Origin of the sequence: Aeromonas sp. 604443, from assembly GCF_049170315.1 — a bacterium.
Lineage (GTDB): Bacteria > Pseudomonadota > Gammaproteobacteria > Enterobacterales > Aeromonadaceae > Aeromonas > Aeromonas veronii_A.
This window is the reverse complement of the sequence record NZ_JAAKMI010000006.1, coordinates 194,413-213,205: the sequence shown is the minus strand read 5'-3', so window position 1 is coordinate 213,205 and position 18,793 is coordinate 194,413. Positions and strand designations below refer to the sequence as shown.

Here is an 18,793-nt window from a genome sequence, read left to right as displayed (position 1 = left end):
GAGCCCGTCCTGATGATGTCTGAAACTGCCAACACCGAGATTATCGATGTCTCCCCCGACTGCCGCGAGCAGATCTGTTGCGACAGTCTGCTGCCGGCCCTCGCACAGGAGCAGGTGTGGCTGGCGGGCTATTCCCGTCTCAAGACCCGCTACCGCATCGCGCGCCGCTTTGCCGATATGCACTGTTTTCTGCTGACCCTGGGCGGTGAGGGGGAGGTGCAGGTGGGCGATCGCCGCGAGCGGTTGCAGGCCGGGGAGTGGGCGCTGATCCCAGCCGGGGAGCCACTCTGCTATCAGTTGAGTGAGCCGTTGAACCAGCAGGTGAATAAGGGGAGTGAGTGGGAGCTGGTGTGGCTGCTGCTGCACAAGGATTCCCCCTGGGATGCCTTCGCCAGCCACCCCCGGCTCGGTTGTACCTCCCAGCAGGCTACCGTGCTGCGCACGCTCGAGAACCTCTATGCGGAGCAGGAGCGCCATCAGGACCCGCTGCTCAGCGCCCTGCTGGTTGAGCAGCTCGGCTTTTACCTGCGCCGTCTGTTGCAAAAGGGGGAGGGGCAGCGGCGTGGCGAGCGGCTGGCGTTGCGCCTCGAATTGCTGCTCAAAGAGGCGCTGACCGAGCCGTGGGACATAGCGCGCATGGCTGGCGCCCTGCATCTCTCCGAGCGCCAGCTCTACCGGCTCTGCCAGCAGCACTTCGCGCTGGCGCCCATGGCGCTGCTGCAACGCCTGCGGCTGCAGCGGGCGGCGCTCTTGCTGGCCAGCCGGGCCGACCCGGTGAAGCTGCTGGCCGAGCAGTGCGGCTTCAAGAACGAGTACCACTTCTCCACCGCCTTCAAACGCCAGCATGGCCTGGCGCCCAGCCACTATCGCAACCTGCATCATCCTGCCTTTAAAACCGGACAAGGGTGAAATATTGAGCCACACTGGTTGCTAATGTTATTCAGACGAACCCGATGGCGGCCGATAACCGGAACAAGTAGTGGCGGTTTTCATCGATCAACGGATAGCGGACTGTGCAGCCGTCTGCCGCTATCATTTCTCAACATCAGGCTGGAATGCCCCGCTCCCCAGCGGGGCGGCAATACAAGGATGGTCTCCCATGCTGCAGGACAGCGACACGATCAGGATCTCGGATGTCAGCGAAGCCGTGGTACATGGCATTCTCGAGGTGATCAGCGATGGCATCTGGGACTGGAATGCCAACACCGGTTTCGTCTATCGCAACCCGGGCTGGTACCGGATGCTGGGCTACGAGCCCCATACTCTAGGCAACAATGTCTTCACCTGGGAGAGTGTGATCCACCCCGACGACATGGATCGGGTGATGGCGAGCTTCGATGCCTATCTGAGCGGCGCCGCCCCCGACTACCGTGTCGAGTATCGCTGCCGCAGTCGCGGCGGAGACTATATCTGGATCGAGGATTGCGGCCGCATCATAGAGCGCAATCCCGATGGGTCTGTGGCGCGGATGATCGGCGCCCATCGCAATATCCACGCCAGCAAGTTGCTGCTGGAGCAGCTGGAGCTGCGCAATCAGTCGCTGGAGCAACTGGTGGCGGAGCGCACCGCCGAGCTGGTGCGAGTCAACGAGGCACTGCAACAGAGGGTGGAGGAGAATCGTCAGCTGGCGGAGACTGATGCCCTGACCGGTGCCGCCAGCCGCTATCGGCTGGAGCGGGCGTTGCAGCTGGAGTGCGAACGGGCGCGCCGCTTTCACTTGCCTTTTACCGTGATTGCCATGGATGTGGACAACTTCAAGCAGATCAATGACAGCTATGGCCACAATATCGGGGATCAGACCCTGATCAACATAGTGGCGCTGGTGCGCGACCATATCCGCGAGATTGATCTGCTGGCTCGTTGGGGTGGCGACGAGTTTATGGTGCTGCTGCCCAATACCGGCCGTGAAGATGCGTTGGTGGTGGCGAACAAGTTTCAGGCGTTGATGGTGACGAACCCCATCTGTCCCCGCGGTGTCACCACCATGAGCTTCGGAGTGGCGGAGTATCAGCAGGGTGAGCAGAAGGAGAGTCTGATGGTGCGTGCCGATCGGGCGCTCTATCAGGCCAAGCAGCAGGGCAAGAATCAGATCTGCTGATGGCACATCAGCCAATAGAAGGGCCGCAGGCGTGAAACCTGTGGCCCTTTTGCATTGTTACTGACGCGGCGCGACTTAGAAGTGGTAGCGCAGACCCAGCTTGAGGGTATCCAGAGAGTAGTGCTCATCACCCAGGCTCAGGGCGTTGAACTGGCGCTCGTAACCGATACCGGCAGAGAAGCTGTCGTTGAAGGCGTAGTCCAGACCCACTTCCAGATTGGGGTGTACCTTGCTCTTGGTTTCGCTGCCACTTACCTGACCGCTCATACCGAGGATGGTGGCATTGCCGACAACTTCCACTTCGGTGCGAGTGTAAGCGATACCCGGTTTGGCATAGGCGCTGAAGCCCCAGGCCAGCGGATGGCTCAGCTTGGCGGCCAGGCTGATGCTGCGGGTGTCGATGGTGGTGTCGGCAAAACCGGTTGCCCCCTGAGAGGTCACCCAGATCAGCTGCTCCATCTGTTGGGCGTGCAGGCCACCTTCAATGGCCAGCCAGGGTTTGAAGCTGTAACCGACGATCAGGCTGCCGCCGTCGAGCTGGTCGTCGATCACTTTGGCGTCATAGGCGCGCTGGAGGTCACCGTCGAGATCCATCTTGGAGGTGGTCAGATCCAGACCTGCATACCAGCCTTCGGCATGGGCGCCGCCATTCATGGCCAGAGCAAGCAGGGAGAAAGCGGCAATTTTATTAAACTTGTTCATGGATAAATAACCTTGTGTTGCGTGAACTGCGTGTAATTTATATTGCTCAATCCATGAAGCTTTTTATATTTCCGTCATCGCTCTGCTTTCACAGAGGGGCCGCAGTATAGTCAGCACATTTCTGAATAACAAGAGAGTGGTTTCCCCATCATTATAAATATGACTGGCTGCAAGCAGGGCCATTTTGTTTAATAAATGGTGTTATTAGAGTTTTAGCTTTATTGAGGTTTAAATAATTAACTGGTGAGGCAAATGACCGGCTGCGAGTTCTATTTTGATTCTATGTGATTGATTTTTATCAGCATTGAATTTTCATTCGAGCGTGGCCATGATGAGCCGTCTAAAAATTGGCATCTCAGATGTCACTGATTGGCATCAGGTTCTTTTCGATGATTTTTTGAACGCATCACAAGGTGAAACCGTGAGAAAAAAATTTCTCTCTTTGCCTGTTTTTTGCTCTTTTTGAGGTTTGGGATTGTTCCCATTGTAACTTTTGGTGGTCTTTTGAGGCTGTTTTTGCGTGGGCTATGCTACCCACCAGATACGCGAATGGGCGCTTGTGGGTGGCTTTTCTCTTCACCCGGTAGCAGTTGTTGGGGTGGGCATGGGGTGTGATAAGCAGATATGGGGCGTGCGGCCCGATTAATTTTGTTTGCTTATATATGCAAGCCATTTAAAAGATAAGTTTTTGATGTTTTAAATTACTTGATTATATTTGTTTTTATATTGAGTGAAGCTTTCCAAGTAAGCCATTTAAATATATTTAATGGCAATGAGACGGTATTAAGGATCGTTTAGGATACCTTGCCAGAGAGGTCGTAGTGGCTGGCGCATCAGTGGGCGGCGGGTGGCCTGTGACACTTCCCCTTGCCGGGGCCCTTGACCTGACCTGCGAATTCAGGGAAAAGAAAAGGGCGGTGCTATCAGCGCCGCCCAATGCCAGGAAAGAGAAAAAACCTTGCGGTTTAAAAGATAAAAATTTGGAAGCAAACAATCGATTTCTCAACCAGGAAGGGTCTTGAATTCGATACGTTTCGATTATGCGCGATGTTCTATGCAGCACTAGCAAAATGTTTGCGGGTTGAAAGATATGCACTGTCTGGTGTCAGATTTTGCGACCTCATCGTTCAACTGGTCTGTCCTGATGGGCGTTGTAGGCGATTTTTTCTCTAGGCTGTTTTTTCGGTGTCAATATCTGAGCCTTGAAGGTAAAAACAGGTCAGAAGCTGACTCGGCATAACCATGCAATGAAAGTGCGATAACAAGGAAGAGTGGCATGACCTACAGCCAGACCCTGGCCAACAATATTCTCGACACCCTGAAGAAGACCCTGACCGACAAGGGGATCCGCTATCAGACCCTGGCAGAAGCCATGGGTGTCTCCATCGCGACCGTGAAACGGATGATGAACAAGCCCTCGCTGCCGTTTGATACTCTGCTGGAGATCTGCCATCTGGTGGGTCTCTCGTTCGAGGAGTTGCTGGATCGCACTCAGGACGCCCAGAGCCGCCGCGCCGTCTTTACCCAGGAGCAGGACGAGGCGTTTCACAATGAGCCGGGGCTCTACGCTTTTCTCGCCAATATCTTCTGGCGCGACAAGACGCTGATCGATCTCAAGCGGGAGTACGGCCTGACCGATGCCTCCTGCTACCTCTATCTGCGCAAGCTGGAGAAGCTCGGCATTTTGCAGCTTGGTATCGACAACAGTTACCACTTCCTGATCAGCGAGCGGATCAGCTTCGAGCAGCACAGCCGTTTCGCCCGCCAGCAGGCACGGCAGGCGATGTCGGTGCTGGGGGAGTATCTGGTGGAGAACATGCACAAGTCGAACAACTATATGGCGCTCTGCCAGTTGCACCTCAACGAGGGGGAGGCGATGGCGCTGATCGACCGGATGAAGGAGTACTGGCATCAGGAGATCAAGCTCAACCGCCCCGCCATCGGCCAGCAGGAGCACGCCAAGACCTACACCATGTCGCTGCAACTGGCCGACTGCGGCTACCAGAGCTTCGACGACATGATCCCCAATATCGACAACTGATCCCGGCGGATCCTGCGGGATCCGCCATGTTGGAGTCTGGTTATTCCTTGAGTTGAACGGTATGCGATCTGCTTGCGACCGGTTGCAGCACCCGGTTATCGAGGCCGATGCGGATCGCCACTGTGCTCGACAGTGCTCTGGATATTTTCCCTAATCGGCGACCCGGGTTTGTTGCAGCTTGCCTGCGAGCGGCTGCAACGCTCGCGTATCCAGACAGATACGGATCGCATCCGGCCGCCAGTGCTCGATATCGCAATCTACCAGACCGCCCCGCTCGTCGTAATTGACCCGCACCAGCCGCAGCACCGCGCTCCCCTCTGCCAGATTGAGGGCGCGGGCGATGGCGCCGCGCGCCGCCGAGGGGGTGATCTCGAGACTCGCCCCACCCTGGCCTATGCCATAGCGCTGCTGATAGAGCTCGGTGAGGGAGCTGGCCAGCGGCGCGCTGGCGATATCGGGAAAGCGGCTCGCCAGCAGGTGGTGGCTGACATGCAGCACCGGGCGGCCGTCGATCAGCCGCTGGCGGCGGATCTCATAAAGTGGAGTGAAGGGTTCCAACCCCATCCAGCGGCACAGCTCGCTGCTGGCAAGCTCGCTGCCATGGGCCAGCACCCGGGTTTCGGCGGTGCGTTGCTGCTCGCCGATCCACTGGTGAAAGTGGGTGTGGATGGCGGGATCGTAGGTGAGGCGGGGTGGCGCCACAAACCAGCCGCGCCGCTCGGCCCGGTAGATAAGGCCGTCTGCTTCGAGGCTGGAGAGCGCCTCCTTGATGGTGATGCGGGTGGTGGCAAAGCGCTCGCTCAGGGCCCGCTCGGCGGGTAGCTGCTGCCCGGCCCCCAACTGGCCGCTGCCGATATAGCGGCGCAGAGTCTGGCAAATCTGTTCGCACTTGGAGGAGACGCGGCCATCGGCCATGCTCTGTTCGTTCACTCTCTGCTCGCTCAATCTCGGCTCGGTCACACTCTTGTCCCTGTTGCTTATTCAGAAGGCGGGTGGCTGGCCAATCCCTTACTGGAATAGTCCAGCCTCACTCGGGTTCAGAGTTGTAACTGCTGTGGATGACAGCGCCATGACAGGGTGATTGTCATCAAACTGCCATTAAAGCGCCCCGCCACCGTCACAATTCCCCTCTAGCATCCCTCTCGAACCTTAACTGACCTAGTCCAGAGGGATGGGATGATGAAAAGCGTGATCGCAAGTGCACTGGCCATGGTGGCCATCAGCCAACCGTTGTTTGCCACAAATAGCTATGCAGCCGAAAATATCGCGGATCTCGAAAAGGCCGCCCGTGGCGAAGGCCAGCTCCACAGCATCGGCATGCCCGACAGCTGGGCCAACTGGAAGGATACCTGGCAGCAGCTGGGCAGCATCTACGGCATCAAGCATCAGGATACCGACATGAGCTCGGCGCAGGAGATCGCCAAGTTCGCCGCCGAGAAGGCCAATGCCACCGCCGATATCGGTGACGTGGGCGGCGCCTTCGGTCCGGTTGCGGTCAAGCAGGGTGTTACCCAACCCTACAAACCCTCCACCTGGGCCGATATTCCCAACTGGGCCAAGGACGCCGACGGTCACTGGATGCTGGCCTATACCGGCACCATCGCCTTCCTGATCAACAAGGATCTGGTCAAGGCCGCCCCCACCAGCTGGCAATCCCTGCTGGGTGGCGACTACAAGGTGACCCTGGGTGATGTGGGCGTTGCCTCCCAGGCCAACAACGGCGTGCTGGCGGCGGCCTATGCCACCGGCGGCAGCGAGAAGAATCTGAAACCTGCACTGGAGCTGTTCGGTCAGCTGGCCAAGCAGGGTCGTCTCTCCCTGAACGATCCTACCATCGCCAACATCGAGAAGGGTGAGGTGGAAGTGGGTGTGCTGTGGGACTTCAACGCCCTCAACTACCGCGACCAGATCGACCCCAAGAAGTTTGAGGTGGTGATCCCGAGCGACGGCTCCGTCATCGCCGGTTACACCACCATCATCAACAAGTGGGCCAAGAACCCCAACGCCGCCAAGCTGGCCCGTGAATACATCCTCTCCGATGCCGGTCAAATCAATCTGGCCCGCGGCTACGCCCGCCCGATCCGCAGCAACGTGACCCTGCCGGATGATGTGAAGGCCAAGCTGCTGCCGGCCGAGCAGTACGCCAATGCCAAGCCGGTGCAGGATCACGCCGCCTGGGAGCAGAGCTCCAAAGCCCTGCCGCGCCAGTGGCAAGAAACCGTCATGATCAACATGCAGTAAGGGAATCCAGTGCAACACAAGGTGATAGTGGTACTTGTGGATGGTCTGGCAGCCGAGGTAGCCCACACCATGGGCTACCTCGGTGGCATGGTGGAGGCGGGGCGGGGCCTGCATACGACCCTGAATGCTGCCCTGCCGTCTCTCTCCCGACCCCTCTACGAGTGCATCCTGACCGGCGTGCCGCCGGTGGTGAGCGGCATCACCCACAACGGGGTGAGTCGCCTCAGTCTGCATGACTCCATCTTCCATCTGGCCCGCGCTGCGGGTAAACGCACCGCAGCGGCGGCCTATTACTGGGTGAGCGAACTCTACAACCGCAGCCCCTGGCTGGCAGCCCGCGATCGCTTCACCCATGACGAGCGACTGCCCATCCAGCACGGCTGTTTCTACTGGGATGACGGCTACCCCGACAGCCACCTGTTGATGGATGGCGAGTGGCTGCGCAGCCAGTACGACCCCGATTTTCTCCTGATCCATCCCATGGGGGTGGACAACGCTGGCCACCAGTTCGGCCTCGACTCCCGTCAGTACCGCAATCAGGCGCGCCGGATGGACAGCCTGCTGGCCGACCTGCTGCCCCAGTGGCTGGCACAGGGATATCAGGTGGTGATCACCTCGGATCACGGCATGAACAACGACTTGAGCCACGGCGGCACCCTGACCGAAGAGCGCACCGTGCCGCTCTGGCTGTTTGGCGATGCATTTATCGAGCGCTGGCCGGATGGGGTAGTGATCGCCCAGACCCAGCTCTGCGCCTTGATGGCCGATCTGCTGGGAGTTTCCCACGACAAGCCGGGCTGCCCGCCACTGCTCAAGGCCGCCTTCCTGCGGGAGGTACACTGATGATGCCCGCCACCACCGAGATCCTGGCGGATCAACCGGCCGTCACCCGGCGCCGGGCTCGCCGTCACTGGCTGCCCGCCCTGGTGCTGCTGCCGTTCGTTCTCCTGATGATCCTGTTCCAGCTCGCCCCCATGGTGTGGGTGCTGGTGGGCAGTTTCCAGACCCCGGATGGCTGGGGCATCGACTACTACCGGGAGATTTTGAGCTCCCCCTTCTACCTGCAATCGTTCGGCAACTCGCTGCGCATCGCCGGTATCGCCAGTCTGGCGGGGCTTGCCATCGGCACCCTCGGGGCAGCGGCGCTGCGCCACAGTGGCGAGCGGGTAAAACGGCTGCTGCTGGCCTTTGTCACCATGACCGGCAACTTCAGCGGGGTGCCGCTGGCATTCGCCTTTATCATCATTCTCGGCATCAATGGTGCGGTGACCCTGCTGCTGAAATCCTGGGGATTGATCGACGGCTTCAACCTCTACTCGGGGTCGGGCCTTATTCTCATCTACACCTATTTCCAGATCCCGCTCGCCCTGCTGCTGCTCTACCCGGCCTTCGATGCGCTGCAGGATGAGTGGCCGCAAGCGGCCGCGCTGCTCGGCGCGAGTAAGGGGCAATATGTGTGGCACGTGGCGCTGCCGGTGCTGACGCCTGCGCTGCTTGGCACCCTGATCATCCTGTTTGCCAACGCGGTGGGGGCCTATGCCTCTGCCTACGCCCTCACTACTGGAAACTTCAATCTGGTGACCATCCGGGTGGCGAGTCTGGTCTCCGGCGACATCTTTCTCGAGCCCAATATGGCGGCGGCGCTGGCGGTGATCCTGATGGTGCTGCTGGGGGTAGTGACGGCCGCCAACCAGTGGTTGCTGAAAAAGAGCTATGTGAACAAGGGGCAATCCCATGCATGATTTGACGCCGCGCTGGCCAAAGTGGGTGCTGGGTGGGCTGGTCGCCACCCTGCTGCTGCCGCTGCTGGCCACGTTTCTCTACTCCATCTCTACCCGCTGGGGGGCGACCCTGCTGCCGGATGGCTTCACCCTCGACTGGTATCTCAAGCTGTGGGGCGATCCGCGCTTTCTGGCGGCTTTTGGCCGAAGTCTCCTGGTCTGTGTCGCCACCCTGATGCTGGGGACCCTGGTGCTGGTACCGACCGTGCTGGTGGTGGCCTACTACTTCCCAAAGCTGGATCCCTGGATGAACCTGCTGATCCTGCTCCCCTTCGCGGTGCCACCTGTGGTCTCGTCGGTGGGGCTGCTGCAGATCTACGCCGATGGTGTTCTGCCCATTATCGGCACGCCGTGGATCCTGATCGGCACCTGGTTCACCGTGGTGCTCCCCTTCATGTACCGGGCACTGGCCAACAGCCTGCAAGGGGTGCCGCTCAGGGATTTGATGGATGCCGCCCATCTGCTGGGGGCCAGTAGTCGGCGCGCCTTTCTGTTGGTGGTGATCCCCTGCCTGCGCAAGGGATTGCTGGCGGCGCTGTTTCTCTCGCTCTCCTTCCTGCTCGGCGAGTTCGTGTTTGCCAACATGCTGGTGGGCACCCGTTACGAGACCCTGCAGGTCTACCTCTACAACATGCGCGCCACTTCTGGCCACTTCACCAGTGCGCTGGTGATGAGCTACTTCCTGCTGACTCTGCTGCTCACCTGGGCAGCCAACAGATTTCATCGGTGAATCAACATGTTCCATCTAGAAGTGAATCAACTGCACAAATCTTACGGCGATACGCCGGTGTTCGAGGGGATCGAATTCGGCATCCGCAAGGGGGAGCTGGTGACCCTGCTCGGCCCCTCCGGCTGTGGCAAATCCACCCTGCTGCGGGCGCTGGCGGGGCTCACTCCGGTGGATGGCGGTCAGGTGCGGGTGGCCGGTGAAGATATCACCTGGCAGGCGCCCCAGAAGCGGGGCATCGGCATGGTGTTCCAGAGTTATGCGCTGTTCCCCAACATGACGGTGTGGGACAACGTTGCCTTCGGCCTCAAGATGAAACCCCAGCCGGGACGGGATCTCGCCGCCAGCGTGCAGGAGGCGCTGGCGCTGGTGGAGCTGACCGGCTTCGAGCGCCGCTATCCGGCCGAGCTCTCCGGCGGCCAGCGCCAGCGGGTGGCGCTGGCCCGGGCACTGGTGGTGCAGCCGCGGATCCTGCTGCTGGACGAGCCGCTCTCGGCGCTGGATGCTCGCATCCGCCGCAGCCTGCGCCAGCAGATCCGCGAGATCCAGCAGCGGCTCGAACTCACCACCATCTTCGTGACCCACGATCAGGAGGAGGCGCTTACCATGTCGGATCGGATCTTCCTGATGAACAAGGGCTCCATCGTCCAGAGCGGCACGCCGGAGGAGATCTACACCCGCCCCGCCAGCGAGTTTGTGGCGGGCTTTATCGGCAACTACAACCTGCTCGGCGCCGAGCAGGGCAAGTCGCTGTTCGGCCCCCGTTTTCAGGGCAAGCTGGCGCTGCGGCCGGAGTCCATCACCCTGCTGCCCGCCGGGGCGACCAGCAGCGAACCCAGCCTGCCCGGCATCGTTCGCCAGCAACAGCTGCTCGGCAACGTGATCCGCTATCAGGTGGAGTGCGAGGCGGGGCTGTTGACGGTGGATTGCCTCAACCGCTCGGCTGGCGATCTGCTGGCCACCGGCAGTGCCGTGACCCTGGTGGTGGCCCGGGATCAACTCTGTGAGGTAGCATGAGGCCGCATTTCATTTCCATTTTCACTGCGAGGAGCGCCCATGGCACTGGCACTGTTTGATCTGGACGAGACCCTGATAGCGGGGGATTCTGCCAGCCTCTGGCTGGAGTACATGGTGGCCGAGGAGCTGGCCCCTGCCAGCATGATCGCCGAGGAGCAGGCCATGATGTCCCTCTACCATCAGGGCAAGATGGACATGCACCAGTACATGGCTTTCACCCTGCAACCGCTGGCGGGCAAGACGCGCCAGTGGCTCGACTCGCTCTGCCACCACTTCGCCGAACAGGTGCTGCGCGAGCGCCTCTACCCCGAGGGGTTGGCGCGCATCGAATGGCATCGGGAGCGGGGCGACGATCTGGTGCTGATCTCCGCCTCCGGTGAGCATCTGGTGGCGCCCATGGCGAAGATGCTGGGGATGGATCACTGCGTCGCCATCCTGCTCGATGAGGAGGAGGGGATGCTGACCGGTCAGACCCGCGGCACCCTCAGCTTTCGCGAGGGCAAGGTGGCCCGCATCAACCAGCTCTTTGCCGGCAGGGACCACCTCTGGCAGGGTAGCTTTGGCTACAGCGATTCCCACAACGATCTGCCGATGCTGCGGGCGGTGAGCCATCCCCATGCGGTCAATCCGGCCCCCGCGCTGCGCCAGCAAGCCGAGGAGCTGGGCTGGCCGGTGTGGGAGTGGCAGCGCTGAGTCGCGCGCCACACTGGCTTAACGTGCGGCAAGAATAGCGACATAAACAACAGAGAGAGGCAGTTGCCTCTCCCTTGTCTCCTTCCCCCGGTTGTGCTCACCCCCCCTCCGGCCGGGGGGGGCGTCGGGTAGAATCAAGGTTAGGGGAAGGGTCCTCTTCCGTCACGTCGCAGGTGCGACGCTGGGGGAAGCAGATGCGATTTTTCCCCTCCCGCTTGGCCTGATAAACCCCGCTGTCGGCCAGTTCTATCAGCTCCTTGGTCGAGAGCCCTGAGTGGCTCAAGGCCACCCCGCCGCTGAGGGTAATGGTCAGTTCCGGCTCTCGCCACTCCAGTTGAGTGACCGCAAGTCTGAAGCTCTCCAGCAGCGAGGTGGCCTCACTCATTTGCATCTCCAGGCGCAAGATCAGCACCAGCTCCTCGCCACCGTAACGACAGAGCCAGCCCCACTGGTCAAACATTTTCATGCCCAGCTTGCTCACCCGTTTGAGCACTATATCCCCTGTTTGGTGGCCAAAGGTGTCGTTGACCTGTTTGAAGTTATCGAGATCGAACATCACTACTAGGAAGGGGGCACCGCTGCTGAGCTGTCTCTGCAGGCACTCGTCGAAGAAGCGGCGGTTGTAGAGACCGGTGAGTTTGTCCTGATTGGCTTGCTGGCGGATCTGGGCAAAGTCCTGACTGGCGGCATCCATCTCTTCATAGACCTTGGCCAGCTCCAGCATGCGGCTGCCATGATAGGCAATCCCGCCAGAGCGGCTGGTGCGGATCAACAGGGTAATCTCCCCCAGCATGCGGCGGAAGTAGCGGGCCCAAAGCAGGGCTAGCAGCAGATAGAAAAAGCAGGCAACGGCAATCATCAGCTGCACGTTGATGGAGACGCTGTCGATCACCTGCTGCATGCTGGCGGTGGGCTCGACACTGAGCAGGAACCAGCGCTGCTCGGGGACACGGTAGTAGGAGACCATCATGCCGCTGGCATCGTCGAGGAAGAAACCTTGCGGCTGTTGCATGTGTGTCAGCCATTCAGGGTGGGTGAGCGGTTTGAATACCTGTTCGCGATCCGGGTGAGCCAGCACCAGCCCGTCATGGTTGATCAGGATCTGATAGCCCTTGCCCAGATGATGGCTCTGTTCATGCCGGTTGTTGAGCCAGTTGGCGAGGGGGGTGAGCTGGGTATCGAGGGAGAGCACCCCCACTCGCTTGCCGTCAGGGTCTTGAATTACCCGAGCCAGCGCCATGGTGAGGGTACCCAGAGTGTAGTCGTAATAGGGATCGGTCCAGACGATCCGGTTCGGGTGGCTGGCTGCCAGCAGATACCAGGGGCGAGTTCTGGGATCGAACTTCTCGTCCGCCTGCCAGGTGGGGTGGATCAGCATCTGGCGATGCTCGGTTCCTACATAGACGTAGTCGAGCTCCATCACCTCGTGATAGGCCTGCCACTGTTGCAGGTAGCGCTCGCCGTTACTGATCGCTGGGCCGCTGAAATCCTGATAATTTACCTGCTGATAAATAAGCGTAAACTGGCGTTTGAGGGTCTCCAGATAGGGTTCGAGCAGGGTATGGAGATATTGGGTGTTGCGGGCAATCAGGTTTTGTTGCTGCTCGAGGCGCAGGGTACGTTCCATATGCAGGTAGTAGATGCTGCCGAGCAACACTACGGGAATAAAGAGCAGGAGGAGGCCCAGCCGCATGCGGGTGATTAAAGACCAAGTGTGCTTGGGCTTGGCGGGGGACATGCACAGATCCTTTTCAGCTCGGGTGTCACCAGCATATATGATGCCGTCCCGCCCGTCTAAAGGCAGAAAATGAGATCCGTTCAATGCTGAACTCCACGTTGCTCCTGATGGCTCACTACGGCGGCATCATGCTGTTGATCCTGGCGCTCTGTGTCGAGTATCTGATCTTTCGTCGCGGCCTGAATATGTTGCGGGTGCACCGTCTGCTGCTGGCAGATGCGGTGGCGGCGCTGGCGCTCTTCTCCATCTTTGCCACCGGTTGTCTGCTGGCCCTCGAACACGCCAGCTCGGTGGCGCAGCTCTTTGCTCATCCTGCCCACGGTCTCAAAGTGGGGTTGTTTCTGCTGATTGTCGGCTCCCTCGACTATCCCAGTCGCCTCTTCTATCGCTGGCGTCGTGCCCTGCGTCTGGGCAAGGCGCCGATGATCTCGATCCAGCAGTACTTCCGGGTGGTGTGGATCCTGCGGGGCAATCTGGTAATGGTCGCCCTGCTGGCCGTGCTGACAAAACAGCTATCGCTCTAAAGACAAGAGGGTAGGGAGGCAGGTATCTTGGATTGGATAACCCGTCACGCGCCGATTTAAGGAAGAATCGCCATGCGCTCCAATCTGATGTTGCTGATGGCTGCCACCATCTGGGGTATGGGCTTTGTCGCCCAGCGCCTCGGGATGGATCATATGGGGCCCTATACCTTCAATGGCCTGCGCTTTCTGCTCGGTGCCTTCTCCCTGCTGCCGCTGCTCTGGTGGCTCAAATCCCGTCAACCAGTGGTCGCCACTGGCGACCATCGCCAATTGCTGACCGGTGGTGTGCTGGCCGGACTGGTGCTGTTCTGTGCCGCATCCCTGCAGCAGGTGGGGCTGCTCTATACCACTGCCGCCAAGGCCGGTTTCATCACCGGGCTCTACATCATTCTGGTGCCGGTACTGGGGCTGCTGCTGCGGCACAAGACGGGTACCAATACCTGGATTGGAGCCCTCATTGCCCTGAGCGGGCTCTATGTGTTGAGCGTGACCGACGAGTTCACCATCGGTTTTGGCGATCTGCTACAGGTGATTGGCGCCCTGTTCTGGGCGATCCATCTGCTGCTGGTGGATCACTACTCCAACCGGGTGGCCCCCATCAAGCTGGCTTGTGTGCAGTTTGTGGTGTGCGGCCTGCTCAGTCTCGCCACCGCCTTTGTCATCGAAACTCCGACCGTGGCTGGCGCAGTAGCTGGCTGGCAGGCGCTGCTCTATGCCGGGCTGGTGTCGGTCGGGGTGGGTTATACCCTGCAGGTGCTGGGGCAGCGGGGCGCCCATCCGGCCCACGCCGCCATCATCCTCAGTCTGGAGACCGTCTTTGCCGCCGTGGGGGGCGTATTGCTGCTGGATGAAACGCTGGACGAGCGTGCCATTGCCGGTTGCGCCCTGATGCTGGCGGGGATGCTCATCTCCCAGATCCGGCTGCGCTGGTGGTGGAAGTCGCGCCGGGACAAGGTGCCTGCGACCAAGTAAACCGCGCTCGCTGCATAACAAAAACGCCCCGACTATCGGGGCGTTTTGCATGGCGGCTGTTGGGTCAGGGGCGCTGATCCAGCTCGTGCTCCAGCTCTACCGCCTTCTGACGGGCCGGATGGGTATTGAGGCGTTCCCAATAGGCTTGCAGATGCGGGAAGTTGGCCAGCTGGCCGCTTTGCGCCAGCAGATCCACCAGGAAGGAGTTCATGATGTCGGCGCCGGAGAGGCGATCCCCCACCAGATAGTGGCGATTCGCCAGTACCTCATTGAGGTAGCCCAGCACCTTGGCACACTCCGCCCTGGCGTAGTCCGGCAGGAAGCGCATCGGGCTGCCATCCTTGCGCACGAACATGTCGAGCAGCAGCGGCAGAATGCCCGAGCTCTCGGCAAAGTGGAGCCACTGCAGATATTCGGGATAGTCGGGGCTATCTGATGCCGGAGCCAGCCGCTCGGCGGCGTAGCGGGCAATCAGGTACTCGGTGATGGCGCCCGATTCCGCCAGTACCCGGCCGTCGAACTCGATGACCGGCGACTTGCCGAGGGGGTGGATGGCCTTGAGCTCGGGCGGCGCCAGAAAGGTGGTGGTGTCGCGCTGATACGCCTTGATCTCATAGGGCAGGCCCAGCTCTTCAAGCAGCCAGATGATGCGTTGGGAGCGGGATTTGTTCAGGTGGTGCAGGACTATCATAATGACCTCGATTCGGTGGCAGGATGGGGTATACGAGCGGGTGAGGAGGGCGGTTCACCGGCAGTAAAAAAAGAGCGGGCTTATGCCCGCTCGCTCAACACCAGACTCAGGCCTCCAGCGCCTGATCCAGATCTGCCAGAATGTCCTCGATCGCCTCGATCCCTACCGAGAGCCGGATCATCTCAGGTTTGACTCCTGCCTTGGCCTGCTCCTCCTCGCTCAACTGGCGATGGGTGGTGGAGGCGGGGTGGCAGGCCAGCGACTTGGCATCGCCGATGTTGACCAACCGCTTGAAGATCTTGAGCGCATCGTAGAAGCGCACGCCCGCCTCGTAACCATCCTTCAGACCGAACGAGAGGATGGCCGAGGGGCGACCGGCCATGTACTTCTCTGCCAGCAGATAGTGGGGATGACCCGGCAGACCGGCGTAGCTGACCCAGGCCACCTTGGGGTGATGCTTGAGGTGATTGGCAACCCGCAGGGCGTTGTCGACGTGGCGTTCCATGCGCAGGCTCAGGGTCTCCAGCCCCTGCAGCAGCAGGAAGGCGTTCATTGGCGCCAGCGCTGCGCCGGTATTGCGCAGTGGCACTGTGCGTACCCGCCCGATAAAGGCGGCCGGGCCAAAGGCCTCGGTGTAGACCACCCCGTGGTAGGAGGGCTCCGGTTTGGTCAGCTGTGGGAAGCGCTCGGCGTGATCTGCCCAGGGGAACTTGCCCGAGTCGACGATGACGCCACCCAGCGAGTTGCCATGGCCGCCGACATATTTGGTGAGGCTGTGGACGACTATGTCAGCGCCATGTTCGATGGGTTTACAGAGCACCGGGGTGGCGACCGTGTTGTCGACGATGAGCGGCACGCCACGGGCATGGGCTGCCTTGGCCAGCGCGGCCAGATCGACGATGTTGCCCGCCGGGTTGCCGATGCTCTCGCAGTAGACCGCCTTGGTCTTGTCGTCGATGAGGGCGGCGATGGCTTCGGCGCTGTCATCCTTGGCGAAGCGCACCTCGACCCCGAAACTCGGCAGCATGTGGGCGAACAAGGTGTAGGTGCCGCCATAGAGCTGGGGCGTGGAGACAATGTTGTCACCGGCGGCGGTCAGCGCCTGAATGGCGTAGGTGATGGCGGCGGAACCTGCCGAGACCACCAGCGCGGCGATCCCTCCTTCCAGCGCGGCCATCCGCTGCTCCAGCACATCGTTGGTGGGGTTCATGATGCGGGTGTAGATGTTGCCCGGCACCGCCAGATTGAACAGATCCGCCCCGTGCTGGGCGCTCTCGAACTCGTAGGCCACCGTCTGGTAGATGGGCACGGCGACCGCCTTGGTGGTGGGGTCGCTGGAAAAGCCGTGGTGCAGGGCCAGGGTCGCATCTTTCATCACACACTCCTTGTTGGATGTTGCTTGTCGCAGTTATAGATGGATAGACGTCCAATCTATCAGGCCCGTGGCCGATGTAAACAGCAAGATCCGGCAAAGCAATGTCGCCCGCAGGGGATGCGCGTCCCGAGTGGTTGGTATGGCCCGCACTCAGAGGCGGCGGCGATACTCCTTGTCATCGATCTGGTTCATATCCCACTGCATCAGGCGGTTGAGCTGCTGCATGGGATCTTCGATAAGTGGCAAAGGGCGCGGCAGGATCCGCTTGAAGTAACGGCGCAAGGTCTGCTGGATCCGGTTCGGTTTGATGGGGTTGGCGTGGCTCATGATGGTGCTCCTCTGCTGTGGTTCTCACGTTCATCAGCAGTATTGAGCTAAAATGCGGAAGTAAAAACTGATGACTTATAGCAACAGGATTTCCTCTTTTATGCCGACCGGTCGCCTCTACCAGCAATTTCAACGACTCGCCCAGCTGCTTGGCAGCGACGAGCGGGAGATCAGTCTCGCCGAGGTGGCGGATCTGCTCTGCTGCACCCCGCGCAACGCCCGCCTGCTGCTACGGCGGATGCAGGATCAGGGCTGGCTCAGCTGGTCGGCGGAAGCGGGGCGGGGGCGGCGCTCCCGGCTCACCTTGCTCGACAGTCAGGAGAGCCTGACCCGGCGCCGCTTGCGGGATCTGCTCAGTCAGGGCCAGCTGGCGCAGGCGGTACGGCTGGCCGAAGATCGCCTCGATCTGCTCACTCCGCTGTTGATCGAACAGCTCGGTCAGGCCACCCGCGAGGGGCGCCAGATCCTGCGGGTGCCCTACTACCGGCCGCTGCCGCAGTTGCTGCCCACCGGCCCGATGCGCCGCTCCGAAATTCACCTGAGCCGCCAGATCTTCAACGGCCTCACCCGGCGAAATGAGGAAAATGGGGAAATCGAAGGGGATCTCGCCCACCACTGGGAGTGTCTGGGCCCCTGCCACTGGCGCTTCTACCTGCGTCCGGCGGTGCGCTTTCACCACGGCCGCGAGCTGGTGGTGGAGGATGTGATGGAGAGCCTGCTGGCCCTGCGGGATCGCCCGCTGTTCGCCCATCTGGACCGGCTGGAGAGCCCCTGGCCGCGCACCCTGGATCTCTATCTCGACAGCCCGGATCCCTGGCTGCCCCACCTGCTGGCGGAGCCGGTGGCGACCATTTTGCCGCGGGAGCTCAAGGGGGAGGCGGGCTTTGCCCTGCAACCTGTGGGCACTGGCCCTTACCGGGTGGCCGCCAACGATCCCCTGCATCTTTGCCTTGCGGCGTTTGACGACTACTTCGGCCTGCGGGCCCTGCTCGACGAGATCGATATCTGGATGCTGCCGGAGCTTGCTGAGCGGCTGGAGACTCACCTGCAGCTGGGGCGCGACAGCCCTGAGCTCGGCACCATGCGCGGCGAGTCGGAGCTGGAGTCGGGCTGCTACTTCCTGCTGCAGGACGATCGTTCCGGATCCTTGCAGGATCCCGCCCTGCGCCAGTGGCTCGGCCAGCTGCTCAATCCGGTTGCCCTGATGGGGCGGGTCGCCCCCGAGTTGCAACGGGGCTGGACCAGCGCCCTCGGCCTGCTGCCCCACTGGCGCGAAGCACTGCCCGCCCCCTTGCCCACACCGGCGCAGTTGCCGACGACCTTGGTGCTTGCCTGCTTCAACCAGCATCTGGAGTTCAACGAGTGCGCCAACGCCATGAGCAGCCTGCTGGCCGAACAGGGGATCCGGCTGGAGGTGCGCACCCTCGATTACGGTCGCTGGGTGAGTGGCGAGGATGAAGACGTGGATCTCTGGCTCGGCACCCTCAACCTCGAACATGCCGGCCCCTTTGCCCCCTACGCCTGGTTGCAGGGCACCCCGTTGCTGCGCAAGGTGTGGAGCAGTCAGCATGAGTTGTGGCAAGGGTTGATGCAGTGGCGGGCCAGTGGTGAGGAGCCCGGCCCCCGCGCCCTGCTGGCAACTGTGCAGCAGCAGAGCTGGTTTGTGCCGCTGTTTCACCACTGGCTGGAGCTGGAGAGCCGGGTCGGCGTGCACGGGGTGCGGATGACGGCGCTCGGCTGGTTCGATTTTCGCAGCGCCTGGTTGCGGCCGGAACTGGCTGTCAGCACTTGGGATAAGACGGGGAGGCTTGAGTCCTGATGCGGGGCGCGTTAGCCTGAGCGCGGTTCAATGACAAGGAGTCAACC

Annotated in this window: 18 protein-coding genes; 12 read left to right on the top strand and 6 right to left on the bottom strand. The window is 60.9% G+C overall.

The genetic code is table 11. The features are described from left to right. Positions 1–12 precede the first annotated feature (12 nt). A complete protein-coding gene (locus G5380_RS11300; protein WP_227341565.1) occupies positions 13–909 on the top strand; it encodes a helix-turn-helix transcriptional regulator in 897 nt (298 codons plus the stop codon). A 190-nt stretch (positions 910–1,099) separates the two neighbouring features. Then, entirely contained in the window at positions 1,100–2,098 is a 999-nt protein-coding gene (locus tag G5380_RS11295; protein WP_216952682.1) for a sensor domain-containing diguanylate cyclase, read from the top strand. A gap of 75 nt (positions 2,099–2,173) precedes the next feature. On the opposite strand, the gene G5380_RS11290 is transcribed toward G5380_RS11295, so the two are convergent. Next, positions 2,174–2,800, bottom strand: a complete 627-nt coding sequence (locus G5380_RS11290) for a porin family protein (RefSeq protein WP_421208927.1) — start codon at positions 2,798–2,800, stop codon at positions 2,174–2,176. A 1,276-nt stretch (positions 2,801–4,076) separates the two neighbouring features. On the opposite strand from G5380_RS11290, the gene G5380_RS11285 reads away from it, so the two are divergent. After that, positions 4,077–4,841 (top strand): helix-turn-helix domain-containing protein, encoded by a 765-nt coding sequence (locus tag G5380_RS11285; RefSeq protein ID WP_005336490.1) that lies wholly within the window; start codon positions 4,077–4,079, stop codon positions 4,839–4,841. A gap of 150 nt (positions 4,842–4,991) precedes the next feature. Here G5380_RS11285 and G5380_RS11280 read toward each other — a convergent pair whose 3' ends face one another. Beyond that, a complete protein-coding gene (locus G5380_RS11280) occupies positions 4,992–5,756 on the bottom strand; it encodes a UTRA domain-containing protein (RefSeq protein WP_088868366.1) in 765 nt (254 codons plus the stop codon). A 264-nt stretch (positions 5,757–6,020) separates the two neighbouring features. Here G5380_RS11280 and G5380_RS11275 point away from each other — a divergent pair, with 264 nt between their 5' ends. From G5380_RS11275 to G5380_RS11250, 6 genes are read left to right on the top strand one after another with little or no spacing between them, the layout of a single operon-like run. Beyond that, positions 6,021–7,082 carry an ABC transporter substrate-binding protein gene (locus tag G5380_RS11275; RefSeq protein ID WP_031227932.1) on the top strand — a complete coding sequence of 354 codons (1,062 nt, stop codon included), beginning with the start codon at positions 6,021–6,023 and terminating at the stop codon, positions 7,080–7,082. A gap of 9 nt (positions 7,083–7,091) precedes the next feature. Further along, on the top strand, positions 7,092–7,925 hold the full coding sequence (locus G5380_RS11270) for an alkaline phosphatase family protein (protein WP_421208926.1): 834 nt from the start codon (positions 7,092–7,094) through the stop codon (positions 7,923–7,925). Beyond that, a complete protein-coding gene (locus G5380_RS11265; protein ID WP_421208925.1) occupies positions 7,925–8,824 on the top strand; it encodes an ABC transporter permease in 900 nt (299 codons plus the stop codon). Before G5380_RS11270 ends, G5380_RS11265 begins: the two co-directional genes overlap by 1 nt. Then, the gene (locus G5380_RS11260; RefSeq protein WP_204380513.1) at positions 8,817–9,593 is read left to right on the top strand and encodes an ABC transporter permease; all 777 of its coding nucleotides are present in this window, start codon (positions 8,817–8,819) and stop codon (positions 9,591–9,593) included. The genes G5380_RS11265 and G5380_RS11260 overlap by 8 nt, the downstream gene beginning before the upstream one ends. Positions 9,594–9,599: 6 nt before the next feature. Further along, positions 9,600–10,607, top strand: coding sequence for an ABC transporter ATP-binding protein (locus G5380_RS11255; protein WP_158110437.1), 1,008 nt, complete (start codon positions 9,600–9,602; stop codon positions 10,605–10,607). A gap of 39 nt (positions 10,608–10,646) precedes the next feature. Continuing rightward, complete coding sequence (locus G5380_RS11250; RefSeq protein ID WP_421172984.1) at positions 10,647–11,300, top strand: HAD family hydrolase; 654 nt, start codon at positions 10,647–10,649, stop codon at positions 11,298–11,300. Between the two features lie 97 nt (positions 11,301–11,397). Here G5380_RS11250 and G5380_RS11245 read toward each other — a convergent pair whose 3' ends face one another. After that, complete coding sequence (locus G5380_RS11245; RefSeq protein ID WP_421172983.1) at positions 11,398–13,038, bottom strand: sensor domain-containing diguanylate cyclase; 1,641 nt, start codon at positions 13,036–13,038, stop codon at positions 11,398–11,400. 83 nt (positions 13,039–13,121) lie between these two features. On the opposite strand from G5380_RS11245, the gene G5380_RS11240 reads away from it, so the two are divergent. Beyond that, positions 13,122–13,562 carry a DUF2214 family protein gene (locus G5380_RS11240; protein ID WP_421172982.1) on the top strand — a complete coding sequence of 147 codons (441 nt, stop codon included), beginning with the start codon at positions 13,122–13,124 and terminating at the stop codon, positions 13,560–13,562. Positions 13,563–13,634: 72 nt separating this feature from the next. Further along, complete coding sequence (locus tag G5380_RS11235) at positions 13,635–14,534, top strand: DMT family transporter (protein ID WP_216952690.1); 900 nt, start codon at positions 13,635–13,637, stop codon at positions 14,532–14,534. A 64-nt stretch (positions 14,535–14,598) separates the two neighbouring features. Here G5380_RS11235 and G5380_RS11230 read toward each other — a convergent pair whose 3' ends face one another. The 3 genes from G5380_RS11230 to G5380_RS11220 form a co-directional block, all read right to left on the bottom strand. After that, on the bottom strand, positions 14,599–15,225 hold the full coding sequence (locus G5380_RS11230) for a glutathione S-transferase family protein (protein ID WP_236353289.1): 627 nt from the start codon (positions 15,223–15,225) through the stop codon (positions 14,599–14,601). 106 nt (positions 15,226–15,331) lie between these two features. Further along, entirely contained in the window at positions 15,332–16,600 is a 1,269-nt protein-coding gene (locus G5380_RS11225) for an O-acetylhomoserine aminocarboxypropyltransferase/cysteine synthase family protein (protein ID WP_005336464.1), read from the bottom strand. 150 nt (positions 16,601–16,750) lie between these two features. Then, positions 16,751–16,927, bottom strand: coding sequence for a hypothetical protein (locus tag G5380_RS11220; protein WP_005355239.1), 177 nt, complete (start codon positions 16,925–16,927; stop codon positions 16,751–16,753). A 100-nt stretch (positions 16,928–17,027) separates the two neighbouring features. Here G5380_RS11220 and sgrR point away from each other — a divergent pair, with 100 nt between their 5' ends. Further along, positions 17,028–18,746, top strand: a complete 1,719-nt coding sequence (sgrR, locus tag G5380_RS11215; protein ID WP_421352748.1) for an HTH-type transcriptional regulator SgrR — start codon at positions 17,028–17,030, stop codon at positions 18,744–18,746. Positions 18,747–18,793 lie beyond the last annotated feature (47 nt).